Source organism: Brevundimonas sp. Leaf168, from assembly GCF_001423685.1.
GTDB lineage: Bacteria > Pseudomonadota > Alphaproteobacteria > Caulobacterales > Caulobacteraceae > Brevundimonas > Brevundimonas vesicularis_C.
This window is the reverse complement of sequence record NZ_LMOY01000013.1, coordinates 203,884-215,720: the sequence shown is the minus strand read 5'-3', so window position 1 is coordinate 215,720 and position 11,837 is coordinate 203,884. Positions and strand designations below refer to the sequence as shown.

The 11,837-nt window shown below is 66.8% G+C and carries 9 protein-coding genes; 3 read left to right on the top strand and 6 right to left on the bottom strand.

Features of this window, described 5'->3' with window-relative positions; all coding sequences use genetic code 11:
- Window positions 1-389: 389 nt before the first annotated feature.
- Entirely contained in the window at window positions 390-857 is a 468-nt protein-coding gene (locus ASF81_RS14285) for a MaoC family dehydratase (protein ID WP_055809814.1), read from the bottom strand.
- Between the two features lie 62 nt (window positions 858-919).
- Window positions 920-1,900 (bottom strand): threonine/serine dehydratase, encoded by a 981-nt coding sequence (locus ASF81_RS14280; protein ID WP_055809812.1) that lies wholly within the window; start codon window positions 1,898-1,900, stop codon window positions 920-922.
- A gap of 38 nt (window positions 1,901-1,938) precedes the next feature.
- Here ASF81_RS14280 and glpK point away from each other — a divergent pair, with 38 nt between their 5' ends.
- Together glpK and ASF81_RS14270 are read left to right on the top strand one after the other, a co-directional pair.
- Window positions 1,939-3,468 carry a glycerol kinase GlpK gene (glpK, locus tag ASF81_RS14275; protein WP_055809808.1) on the top strand — a complete coding sequence of 510 codons (1,530 nt, stop codon included), beginning with the start codon at window positions 1,939-1,941 and terminating at the stop codon, window positions 3,466-3,468.
- Window positions 3,469-3,505: 37 nt separating this feature from the next.
- Window positions 3,506-4,582 carry a phosphotransferase family protein gene (locus ASF81_RS14270; RefSeq protein WP_055809805.1) on the top strand — a complete coding sequence of 359 codons (1,077 nt, stop codon included), beginning with the start codon at window positions 3,506-3,508 and terminating at the stop codon, window positions 4,580-4,582.
- Here the strand turns inward: ASF81_RS14270 and ASF81_RS14265 are convergent.
- The 4 genes from ASF81_RS14265 to ASF81_RS14250 all read right to left on the bottom strand — a co-directional run bounded on the left by ASF81_RS14265 (window position 4,579) and on the right by ASF81_RS14250 (window position 10,898).
- A complete protein-coding gene (locus ASF81_RS14265) occupies window positions 4,579-5,334 on the bottom strand; it encodes a thioredoxin family protein (RefSeq protein ID WP_055809802.1) in 756 nt (251 codons plus the stop codon). The genes ASF81_RS14270 and ASF81_RS14265 overlap by 4 nt on opposite strands.
- A gap of 102 nt (window positions 5,335-5,436) precedes the next feature.
- On the bottom strand, window positions 5,437-7,647 hold the full coding sequence (locus ASF81_RS14260) for a prolyl oligopeptidase family protein (RefSeq protein ID WP_055809800.1): 2,211 nt from the start codon (window positions 7,645-7,647) through the stop codon (window positions 5,437-5,439).
- Window positions 7,648-7,816: 169 nt separating this feature from the next.
- Window positions 7,817-10,003 (bottom strand): prolyl oligopeptidase family protein, encoded by a 2,187-nt coding sequence (locus ASF81_RS14255; protein ID WP_055809797.1) that lies wholly within the window; start codon window positions 10,001-10,003, stop codon window positions 7,817-7,819.
- Between the two features lie 100 nt (window positions 10,004-10,103).
- Entirely contained in the window at window positions 10,104-10,898 is a 795-nt protein-coding gene (locus ASF81_RS14250; RefSeq protein WP_055809794.1) for a potassium channel family protein, read from the bottom strand.
- A 40-nt stretch (window positions 10,899-10,938) separates the two neighbouring features.
- On the opposite strand from ASF81_RS14250, the gene dapF reads away from it, so the two are divergent.
- Complete coding sequence (gene dapF / locus ASF81_RS14245; protein ID WP_055809852.1) at window positions 10,939-11,769, top strand: diaminopimelate epimerase; 831 nt, start codon at window positions 10,939-10,941, stop codon at window positions 11,767-11,769.
- Window positions 11,770-11,837 lie beyond the last annotated feature (68 nt).

The following is an 11,837-nucleotide window of genomic DNA, read 5'->3' as shown; positions in this document are numbered from 1 at the left end:
GCCAGTCGAAGCGGCCTCCATGTTAATATCGTCCATGACGCGATAGCCGGCGTCGATGGCGCCGTACCAGCCATTGGGTTCTGCCGATGCGGCGCCAGCCGACAGGGCCAGGGCGGCCGCTGCGCTGGAGGCCAGCACGAAAGTCTTCATACGCATAGGGGGGTATCCCTCCGCCTCTGTTATAGTAGGGGGCGGGTCTACCGCCTACGCGGGTCTTACCAGCCTTGCTGTATAAGGTCGAGGCGGAAACGTGACGGCATCGATCAGCAAAGGCGATACCGTGGCCTTGATGATACAGATGAATTTGGCGTCCACGCACAGAATAGTTAATCTCTAGCCGTTGATGCGTCACAATCTCCCGCAGCGAGACACTCTAACCTATGCGAGTGTCACGGCTCGATCTTTGGATCGACCATCTGCATCCCGAGCCACTCTCCTATCAGCGCCGGCTTGTCGGCCCCGTCGATCTCGACCGTCAGTTCGTGCTTAAGCAACCAGCGTCCGTCGCCCTTGTCGTCGGCCGATAAAAGCTTGAAGCGACCGCGAATGCGTGATCCCGCCGGCACCGGCGCCAGGAACCGCAGCTTGTCGAAACCGTAGTTCACGCCCATCACGACGCCATCCAGCGGCGCCACGGCGTCATAGCTCATGGCTGAAGCGAGGCTCAGGGTCAGAAAGCCGTGCGCGATTGTCCCGCCGAATGGCGTGGCCCTGGCCGCTTCCGGATCGACATGGATGAACTGGTGGTCTTCGGTGCAATCGGCGAAGGCGTCGATCCGGGCCTGAGTGACGTCGAACCATTTCGACACCCCAACCTCCTGACCGATCAATGCTTGAAGTTCACTAACCTGGGTCATTGTGCGTTTCCTCAGTTCATTTGATGTGAGGTTGGCCGACCCTTGTCACGAAGAAAAGATCCTCAGCCGCTAAAGCGCCCCTCGATGATCTCGGCATACAGTGTCGGATCGACGTTGCCGCCCGAAAGGACGATGGCCGTCGTCCGTCCTTTCGTCTCGATCTTTCCGGCAAGCAGGGACGCGAGCGAAACGGCGCCGCCCGGTTCGAGGACGATCTTGAGATGGCGGAACGCAAACCGCATCGCCTCGGCGACCTCGCCGTCCGAGACGGTGATCGCCCCCGCCAGCCGCCGGTTGATCGGCCAGGTCAGCACACCCGGCATCGGCGACATCAGGGCGTCGCAGATCGAGGGCGCGCCCTGTGGATGACCGACCCGCTCTCCGGCCGCCAGCGACCGCGCCGTGTCGTCGAAGGCTTCCGGCTCGACCACGAACACCTTTGTCGCCGGACTGCGTTCGGCCATGACCAGATTGATCCCGGCCATCAACCCGCCGCCGGACGCCCCGCATAGCAGCTGGTCGAAGGGCGCATCCGCCTGATCCACCATTTCCAGCGCCGCCGTCCCCTGGCCCTCGATAATGAAGGGATCATCGAACGGCGGAACCAGGATCGAGCCACGCTCGGCGGCGATGGCCGCGCCGATGGCCTCGCGGCTTTCAGTCCAGCGGTCGTAGAAGCGCACCTCGCCGCCGAAGCCGATCACGCCCTCGACCTTCACCCTGGGCGAATCCGACGGCATGACGATGATCGCCGGCGTCCCGACCATGGTGGCGGCGGCGGCGACCCCCTGGGCATGGTTCCCGGACGAGAAGGCGACGACGCCGCGCGCCTTCTCCTTGTCGGTCAGTCGGCTGATGCGGTTGTAGGCGCCGCGAAACTTGAAGGCCCCAGCCCGTTGCAGGCTTTCGGCCTTCATCAGAACCCGCCCGCCGACCGCCGCGTTCAGGGCGGGGCTTTCGAGCAGGGGCGTGCGGACGGCGACACCATCGATCTGGCGGGCGGCGTCGAGAACGCCTTCATAGCTGGGCAGGTGCGTCGTCATATGCTCCCCTTAGCCCAAGACGCAGCCGGGAGAGAACCATGAGCCTGATCCTCGCCATCGACCAGGGCACGACCTCGACCCGCGCCATCGCCTTCGAGGTCGCGCCTCAAGCCGCGCGAAGCGCGGTAGGCGAAGAAAAAGGGGATCTAAGGCCCGCCGCGGTCAGCCAGATCGAGCTGGCCCAGCATTTCCCCAAGTCCGGCTGGGTCGAGCATGACGCGGCCGAAATCTGGACCGCGACGCTCCAGACCTGTCGAGAGGTGGTGCGCAAGACCGGAGGCGTCGCCCGCTTCAACGCCATCGGCATCACCAATCAGCGCGAAACGGCCGTGATCTGGGACGCGGCGACCGGCGAGCCGCTGCATCGCGCCATCGTCTGGCAGGATCGCCGCACCGCCGACGTCACCGCCCGTCTGACGGCCCAGGGCAACGAGCCGATAGTCCAGACCGCCACCGGCCTGATCCTCGATCCCTACTTCTCGGCGACCAAGTTCGCCTGGCTCCTGGACGCCGTGCCCGGGTCGCGGGAGCGTGCGACGAAGGGCGAGGTCAAGCTGGGCACGATAGACGCCTGGCTGATCTGGAAGCTGACCGGCGGCCGGGTCCACGCCACCGATGCGACCAATGCATCACGCACGTCGCTGATGGATCTGAGGACGGTCGAATGGCGTGACGACCTGTGCGCCTTGTTCGACATCCCGCGCGAAGCCCTGCCTGACATCGTCCCTTGCGCGGGTGTGATCGGCGAGAGCGATCCGGCGATGTTCGGCCAGCCTCTGCCCATCGCCGGATCGGCGGGGGACCAGCAGGCGGCCCTGGTCGGGCATGGGGCGCTGAAGGCCGGGGACGCCAAGATCACCTATGGCACCGGCGCCTTTCTGGTCGCCAATGTTGGCGCGGAGCCCGTGGCCTCGACACGGCGTCTGTTGGGCACGCTCGGCTATCAGGCCGACGGCCAGACCGCCTATGCGCTGGAGGGATCGATCTTCTCGGCCGGCTCGGCGATCCAGTGGCTGAGAGACGGGGTCGGGCTGATCTCGGAATCGCGCCAGTCGGAGGCGATGGCGCAGACCCTCAAGGACAACGGCGGGGTCTATATGGTCCCCGGCTTCACGGGTCTGGGCGCGCCGTGGTGGGAGCCGGAGGCGCGCGGGACCATCGTCGGGCTGACACGGGATTCCGGTCCGGCCCATTTCGTGCGCGCCGCGCTGGAGGCCCTGGCCTATCAGACGCGCGACCTACTCGACGCCCTGGCCGCCGATGGCGCCCCGCCTCTGAAGACGCTGAAGGTGGACGGCGGCGTCACCGCCAACAGTTTCGCCATGCAGTTCGTCGCCGACATCTGCGAGGTCGAGGTGGAGCGTCCTGCCTTCCAGGAGATGACGGCCCTGGGCGCCGCGCGCCTGGCGGCCCTGGGCGTCGGCCTTTTGCCGGACTTGGAGGCGCGCCCGGCCGAGGCGCCCGCCTGCTGGAAACCACGCATGAAGGCGGACGAGCGCGAGCGTCTGCTTTCCGGCTGGCGTCGGGCCGTGAAGGCCGCCATCATCGCCGCGTCGGACCGGGCGTGAGATCCGGACGGCTCAAGGAAACGACGAGGACCGCCGCATGACCGACGCCGCCCCGCTGGACGCCCAAAGCGCCTTTTCCGGCACGCGCGAGGTCGATCCGCGCTATCGCCTGGACGAGGCGGCGCTGGATGCCTGGATGCGCGCCCACGTCTCGGGATACGCCGGCCCGCTCACGGTGCGACAATTCAAAGGCGGCCAGTCGAACCCGACCTATGAACTGGTGACGCCCACGCACGCCTATGTGCTGCGTCGCAAACCGCCCGGCGTCCTGCTGCCCAGCGCCCACGCCGTGGATCGCGAGTTCCAGATCATCTCGGCTCTGGCCGCGCAAGGCTTCCCCGTCGCCAAGCCTCATGCCCTATGCCTGGACGAGACGGTCATCGGCTCGATCTTCTATGTGATGGACAAGGTCGAGGGTCGGATCTTCTGGGATTTGAAGCTGCCCGGCCTGACGCCCATGGAGCGGCGCGCCGTCTATGAGGCCCAGACGGACACGCTGGCTCGGCTGCACGCCTTCGATCCCGCCGCCATCGGCCTGGGCGACTACGGCAAGGCCGGAAACTATTTCGCGCGTCAGGTCGCCCGTTGGACCAAGCAGTACCATGCGTCTGAGACCGAGCCGGTTCCGGCGATGGACCGGCTGATCGCCTTCCTGCCCGAAAGCCTCCCGGCCGAGGGCCCCAGCCGCATCGTCCACGGCGACTTTCGTCTCGACAACATGATCCTGGCGCCGGACCGAGCAGAGGTTCGCGCCGTGCTGGATTGGGAGCTATCGACCTTGGGCGATCCGATGGCCGACTTCTCCTATCTGCTGATCGCCTGGGCCATTCCGGCTTCGCTGCGCAACGGCCTCGCCGGCGCCGATCTGGAGGCCCTGGGCATCCCGTCCGTCGAGGAGACCGTCGAACGCTACGCCGCGGCGACAGGCATGCGGCCCGCCAATCTCGACTGGCTCTACGCCTATAATCTGTTCCGCTTGGCGGCCATCTGTCAGGGCATCGCCGGCCGGGTCCGCGACGGCACGGCCGCCAGCGCCCACGCCAGGACCATGGCGGCCCAGGTCGGTCCGCTCAGCGACGCGGCGTGGGCCTTTGCGAAGCAGGCAGGCGCCTAGTCCCTGACGGCGGCGCCCAGGATGCGCTTGTCCGTCTTGCCTTGCACCAGCACCGCCACGGCCTCGCCGGGGCGGGCGGACGGCAGGGCGTAGAGCATCGGGCGGCCGCGCCATTCGCCCAGGCGCGTCACACCGCGCACGACGTTCATGTGCCGCACGGCCTGGCCGCGGTTCTCGCCCTGGCGGACCTCGACCACCTGAGGGCCGGGCGTATAGGTCACCGCCACCACCTCGGCGCCGCCGACCGGCGCGCGGCCGGAACCGACGCCGACGCCGGCTCCGTTCTCGCGGAATTCGATTTCCGGCGGCCAAGCCTGACGGACCGCCTCCTGATCGATGGCGGTTTCAAGCTCGACGCTGCGGGCCCCCGACACCTGACGTCGGCCGTCGATCACGACCTGGGGCGTCGAGACGCCGCGCTGGCGCAGGGCGGCGCGATAGGCGCGCTGGCGCTGAACGAACTCCGGCCGGGCGAAGGTGTCGGTCCAGCCGAGGTAATCCCAGTAGTCGACGCCATAGGTCAGGGCGATCACGCCTGGCTGGGCCGCCGCCTTCTCCACCGCCGCATTGGCCTCGATGCAGCCGCCGCAGCCCTGGGCGGTGAACAGTTCCACGACGACCGGCGGGCCGCTGGCCGACGCATGACGCGGCGCAAGCGGCGGACGCCCCGCCGCCGGCTGGGCCGCCGAGGCGACGGACATGAGGGCGCCCGCCATGACCGTGCCCGCGATGATCCAGCCCTTGGTGTTCATGCCGTCGTTCTTAGCCCTTGGGCTGCAATGGAGCGCCTCATATTCGCGTGAGCCAATCGGGGCTCAAGCAGCGCAAAGCGCGATAGCCCCCAGGAACAAGCCTCAATCCATCAGCTGTTGCGACAGATAGACATAGTGGCGGGCCCAGCGACGGGCGTTGGCGACCGGGTCGGCGTCGTTGGAGTGACCGCCGGCCGTGTCCTCATAATAGAGGTGGTCATAGCCCATATCGCCCAAGCGCGCGGCGAACTTGCGCGCATGGCCGGGATGGACCCGGTCGTCGCGGGTGTTGGTTGTCAGATAGACGCGCGGATAGGGCTGGCCCGGACGGAGCTGCTGATAGGCGGAGTATTTGGCGATCCACGCGGCCTCTTCCGGGATGCGCGGGTCGCCGTATTCCCCGATCCATGACGCCCCGGCCGGCAGTTCGTGATAGCGCAGCATGTCCACCAGCGGGCTCTCGATCACCGCCGCGTTGAACAGTTCAGGGTGCTGGGTGATCGACACCGAGGTCAGGACCCCGCCGTTCGACCGACCATAGATGCCCAGACGACGCGGGCTGGTGATCCCGCGCTGTTCCAGATCGCGCGCCACGGCGGCGAAGTCGTCAAAGGCCTTCTGGCGATTTCCGTCCAGTGCGGCTTGGTGCCAGTCGGGTCCGAACTCGCCCCCGCCGCGAATGTTGGCCTGCACGAAGACGCCGCCCCGCTCCAGCCACAGCTTGCCCATCTCAGGCTTGTAGGCCGGGTTCAGGCTGACCTGGAAACCGCCATAGCCCAGCATGACGGTCGGGTTCGACCCGTCCAGCTTCATGTCGCGCGGGCGGGTGACGAAATAGGGAATCTTCGTCCCGTCGGTCGAGGTCGCCTCGAACTGTTCGGTCACGTCGCGAGACGCGTCGAACTTTGCCGGGGCCGACTTCAGCGCGATCAGGCTCGCGGCGTGCGCATCGGCCAGGCTGAGAGTCGGTGGAACGAGGAAGCCCTGGGTCGAGACGAAGACCTCGCCGCGTGATTTGGACGAGTCGCCCAGACCGACCGCGAGATTGTCGGGGACGGTGATGTCCTTACGTGGCCAACCCCACTCACCCCTGTCCTGAAACACAGCAGCCCTGCCCCGAACGTTGTCGGTGTAGGAAACGACCACACGGTCCGACAAAACGCGCACATCGCCCACCGCTTGGCGCGCATTGGGCGAGAATATCAGCGGCGCAGCGTTGCTGATAATGACCTGATCTTCGCGCGCTTGAAGCACCTCGAGCGCTATCGACAGCAGGTCGCCGCCCTTGAACGCCCCTCCGCTGGGTAGATTCCAGTTCTCTTCCGGCGAGAAGATCAGGGCGTCGTTCAGGACGCCGTAGACCGAGACGCGGGCGGGCAGACGAAGCTGAGTCGTTTTACCATCGTGGCCCAGGCTCCACGTCTCCGACCGGAAGGTGTCCAGCGGGCGGGTAATGATGACGGCCGTCACATTGCCGTCCTTGTCGCGATAGACGGCGGGGCTGACGCCATAGCCGCCGTCGCCCTGTTCGCCGCGATAGACCTCGGCCGCCTGGGCCAGGGTCTGGCCGCGCTTGAGCGTCTTGACGATGAAGGGATAGCCGGACTCCGTCATGGTTCCGGCGCCGAAGTCGGTGGCGACCAGAAGCGTGTCGCGATCCAGCCATTCGATGCGGTGCTTGCCCTCGGCCAGGTTGAACCCGCCATCGACGAAGCGCTTGGTGGTCAGGTCGAACTCGCGCACGACCACCGCGTCCTTGCCGCCGTCGGACAGATTGATCAGGCAGCGGGTGTCGTCCGGCGCCAGACAGTCGGCGCCTTTGAACACCCAGTCCTTGCCCTCGGCCTTGGACAGGGCGTCGATGTCCAGCAGGGTCTCCCACTGCGGCGTCGCAGTGCGGTAGCTGTCCAGCGTCGTGCGACGCCAGACGCCCTTGGGATTGGTCGCGTCCTGCCAGAAGTTGCCGACGCCGTCGCCCAGGAAGGACGGGCTGGGGATGCGGTCGGTGGCGGTCAGGATCGCCTGGGCCTCGGCGCGGAAGGTCTCGTAGCGCGGGTCGCCGGTCAAGACGGCGAGGGACTTTCGGTTCTCCTCGGCGACGAAGGCCATGGCCTCGGCCCCGTCCACCTGCTCCAGCGCCAGATGGTCGTCGGCCGCCGCGACGCCCGCCGGGGTCAGATCGCGGGGGAAGTGGGGCGGCGGCCCCATGCGCTCTGGGTCAAAAGTCACCCAAGCGTCATTTGTGGCAGGCGCGGTGGCGCAGGCCCCCATCAAAATCGCCGGAATCGCGGCGGACAGGATCAGGTGACGCATGGCTTGAACTCCGCAAATCTGATCCTCCCCCGCGTCGCGGGGGAGGGGGACCGCCGTCAGGCGGTGGAGGGGGCGGAACCAGACACGGTGCGCGGGGTCGCCCCCTCCACCACTTCGTGGTCCCCCTCCCCCATTTCGCTGCGCTTCATGGGGGAGGATTGTAGAAGGACTATTCCTGCGCCGGCGTGTCCATCAGGCGGCGCGACAGATAGGTGTATTCCAACGCCAGGCGACGCGCGGTTTCGCGCAGGTTCGCCCCGGCTGCGTGGCCGCCATCGACGTTTTCGTAGAACAGGACCGGATAGCCCAGCTCCTCAAGGCGTGCCGCCGCCTTGCGGGCATGGCCTGGATGGACGCGGTCGTCCTTGGTCGAGGTATGAATGAAGACCTCGGGGTAGGGCTGGCCCGCACGCAGATTCTGATACGGCGAATATTGCTGAATCCAGGCGCGCTGCTCGGGGATGTCCGGGTTGCCGTATTCGCCGATCCAGGAGGCGCCGGCCAGCAGCTTGTGGAAGCGCAGCATGTCGAACAGGGGTACCTGGATGACGGCGGCGTTGATCAGGTCCGGCCGCTGGGTCAGCATCGCGCCCATGAACAGCCCGCCTTGCGAGCCGCCCATGATGCCCAGCTTGGGCTGGCTGGTGATGTCGCGGGCGATCAGGTCCAAGGCCACGGCCTGGAAGTCCTCGTGCGCGCGCTGGCGGTTCTGTTGCAGGGCCGCCTCGTGCCAGCGCGGGCCGAACTCGCCGCCGCCGCGCGTATTGGCGATGACATAGACGCCGCCCCGCTCCAGCCACAGCTTGCCGACCGTCGCCGAATAGCCCGGCAGCAGCGAGCTTTCGAACCCGCCGTAGCCGTACAGCAGCGTGGGGTTGGAGCCGTCCAGCGGCATGTCCGCCTTATGCACCACGAAATAGGGGATCATTGTCCCGTCGGCCGAACGGGCCTCGTGCTGATCGACCGTCATGCCGGCAGCGTCGAACTTGGCCGGCATGGACTTGACCTGATCCACCGCGCCGGTCGCCGCATCGGCCAGCCATAGGCTGGACGGGTTCAGATAGCCGGTGACGCTGACAAAGACCTTGTCGTCCTTCTCCGAAGCCGAACCGACGCCGACCGAGACGTTCTGGGGCAGGTCCAGCGTCGTGTGCGCCCATTCGCCGCCACTCCCTTCTGAGCCTGGCGTGTAGACCCGCACCGAACCGCGCACATTGTCATACAGGGCCACGACCAGCCGGTTGCGCGTGACGTTGACGCCCTCGATGGCCTGGCGCTCGGTCGGACGCAGCACCAGCTGAGCCGGGGTCGCTTGGTCGGCCAGCCAGGCCTCCAGCGGCCAGGCGATCAGGTCGCCGGTCTTGAAATCCTGACCCGAAGGCGCGGTCCAGTCCTGTTTCAGCGACACCAAAAGCTGCCCCTGGACCAGGCCGGTGATGTCGGACTTGGGCGGCAGTTGAAGCTGGGTCAGGGCGCCGTCGTCGCCCAGGCGCCAGGTCTCGGACGAATAGAAGTCCACCGAACGGTTGATCAGCGTCGCCTTCACCGCCCCATCGGCGTCGCGCAGCGTATAGCCGGACACCGACACGTCGGTCGGCTGGCCAGTGAACAGGGTCTCGGCCTGGTCGGGCGTCTGGCCGCGCTTCATCCGCTTGACCACCATCGGATAGCCCGAGTTGGTCAGGGTGCCGGGACCGAAGTCGCGCGAGATCAGCAGGGTGTCCTTGTCGATCCAGGATGCGCCGCCCTTGGATTCCGGCAGGGTGATGCCGCCGTCGACGAACTTGCGCTCGACCGTGTCGAACTCGCGCAGGGTCACCGCGTCCTTGCCGCCGTTCGACAGGCTGATCAGGCAATAGCGTTCTTCGGGCTGAAGGCAGGTCGAACCCTTGTAGACCCAGTTCTGGCCCTCGGCCGCCGCCAGGGCGTCGATGTCGAGGATGGTCTGCCACTCGGGCGTGGCGGTGCGATAGCTGTCCAGCGTCGTGCGGCGCCACAGCCCGCGCACATGCTGGGCGTCCTGCCAGAAGTTGTCGATATGGCCGTCGTGGGTGAAGCCGGGCGAGGGGATGCGGTCCTGGGCCTGGACGATCTCCAGCGCCTGCTGGTGCAGCGGCTCATAGCGCGCGTCGCCCTGCAGCACGGCGAAGGTGCGTTCGTTGTGGGCCTTGACCCATTCCATCGCCCGCGCGCCCTCGACCTCTTCGAGCCACAGATAGGGATCGGTCGCGTCGCTGGTCGCGAAACCGCCAGATGCGGGGGCGGGTGAGGAGGCGGGGGTCTGGGCCATGGATACCGAGGTCAGGCTGGTGGAGGCGAGAAGCGTCGCAAGCGCGACGGCGGAAGCACGGATCATGGACAGGTCCCCGAAAACGAAGCCGGCACCTTAACGACGCCTTCCCGTGCGGCAAGCCGTGCGACCTTACCGTTTTGTCACACCGGCGGAACGCGCCGCATCATCCCTCGTCGGGAATGCAAAGCAGATTGCCGCACGCCTTGCAGTGGACGGCGTCGGGGTCGTGGTTCTGCAGGCCGCAGCGATCGCAGGGAAAATGCACCTTGTGCGGTCGGATCAGGGCCTGGGCGAGGCGCAGGAACAGGGTGATGCCGACCAGCATGACGGCTATGGACAACAACCGCCCCCACGGCCCCGGCAGGGTGACGTCGCCAAATCCGGTCGTCGTCAGGGTGGCCACTGTGAAATACAGCGCATCCACATAGCCGGCGATGCCGTCATGCCCCCTGAAGGTCGCATAGACGAAGCCGGTCGCCACGAAGACGAAGGTGATCAGATTGGCCAGGGCGCGCGCGATCCCTTCAACCCGCGTATCGTCGAACCGCGCCCCCACGGTGCGCCAGAAAAAGTCCGAGTTCAGCAGGGTCCACAGCCGCAGCATCCGCAGGAAGCCGAGATTGAACAGCCAGGCCGGAAACAGCAGGGTCGCCAGCACGAACAGGTCGACCCAGACGATCGGCCGCTTCAGCCAATCCTTGATGTTGGCATAGGCATAGGCCCGCGCGGCCAGGTCCAGGGCCAGGATGGCGGCGATGAAATAGTCCAGCGCATAGAAGGCCCAGCCCATGTTCTTCAGGATGGGCGCCGCAAGGAAAAAGCCGATGATCGCCAGGTCGATCACGATGACGGTCAAGCGGAACCGCACCGCCGGCCGTTGACTGCCGTGATACAGGTAGCGCAGCCGGGCGCGCAGTCGCAGGCCGTTGTCCTTGGGGTCGGTTTCGGTCTGGGACACGCTGGTTTCCGCGACGCTGGGTTGGGCCTATATGGCCTGCATGACCCGTCCTTTCGTCAAGATGAACGGCGCCGGCAATGACTTCGTCGTCGTCAATGCGCTGGAACAGCCGTTCGCTCCCGGCGAGGACCAGATTCGTGCGCTGGGCGACCGCCAGACGGGCGAAGGCTTCGACCAGCTGATCGCCATCGAACCGTCAGACACGGCCGACGCCTTCATGCGGGTGTGGAACGCCGATGGATCGATGGTGGAGACCTGCGGCAACGCCCTGCGCTGCGTTGGCTGGCTGTTGATGCAGGCGAACGCGTCGGACCGCGTGGTGATCGACACGGCGGGCGGCCCGACGACGGCGACGCGCGCCGGCGACCACCGTGTGACCGTGGACATGGGCAAGCCTCGCCTGGGCTGGACCCAGGTGCCGCTGGCCGAAGAGATGGACACGCGCGGGATAGAGCTTCAGGTCGGCCCGATCGACGCGCCGATCTTGCACACGCCCGGCGCCGTCTCCATGGGCAATCCGCACGTGGTCTTCTTCACCGACCGCCAAGACGACGGCTTCGTCACCGGTTCCGGCTCGCTGGTCGAGCATCACCCGCTGTTCCCGCAAGGGGTCAATGTCGGGTTCGCAAACGTGCTGGACCGCGATCACATCCGTCTGCGGGTCTGGGAGCGGGGGGCCGGCCTGACCAAGGCCTGCGGCACCGGCGCCTGCGCCGCCCTGGTCGCCACTGCGCGGCGCGGCCTGACCGAACGCAAGGCGACGGTCGTCGTCGATGGCGGCGAACTGCTCATCGACTGGGATGCGGAAACCGATCACGTCCTGATGACCGGGCCGGTCGAGATCGAACGGACGGGCGTGCTGTCGATCTGACGGCGTTGACGCTGACGCGCAGGCAAGTCTACGGGCCGATTGCGCAGGCTTCCTCCGCGTCAAGGGTT

What these genes read in the sequence shown, in the direction of transcription:
- ASF81_RS14285 (WP_055809814.1), bottom strand. Translation starts at nt 857, where the DNA reads ATGACCCAGGTTAGTGAACTTCAAGCATTGATCGGTCAGGAGGTTGGG.
- ASF81_RS14280 (WP_055809812.1), bottom strand. Translation starts at nt 1,900, where the DNA reads ATGACGACGCACCTGCCCAGCTATGAAGGCGTTCTCGACGCCGCCCGC.
- glpK (WP_055809808.1), top strand. Translation starts at nt 1,939, where the DNA reads ATGAGCCTGATCCTCGCCATCGACCAGGGCACGACCTCGACCCGCGCC.
- ASF81_RS14270 (WP_055809805.1), top strand. Translation starts at nt 3,506, where the DNA reads ATGACCGACGCCGCCCCGCTGGACGCCCAAAGCGCCTTTTCCGGCACG.
- ASF81_RS14265 (WP_055809802.1), bottom strand. Translation starts at nt 5,334, where the DNA reads ATGAACACCAAGGGCTGGATCATCGCGGGCACGGTCATGGCGGGCGCC.
- ASF81_RS14260 (WP_055809800.1), bottom strand. Translation starts at nt 7,647, where the DNA reads ATGCGTCACCTGATCCTGTCCGCCGCGATTCCGGCGATTTTGATGGGG.
- ASF81_RS14255 (WP_055809797.1), bottom strand. Translation starts at nt 10,003, where the DNA reads ATGATCCGTGCTTCCGCCGTCGCGCTTGCGACGCTTCTCGCCTCCACC.
- dapF (WP_055809852.1), top strand. Translation starts at nt 10,939, where the DNA reads ATGACCCGTCCTTTCGTCAAGATGAACGGCGCCGGCAATGACTTCGTC.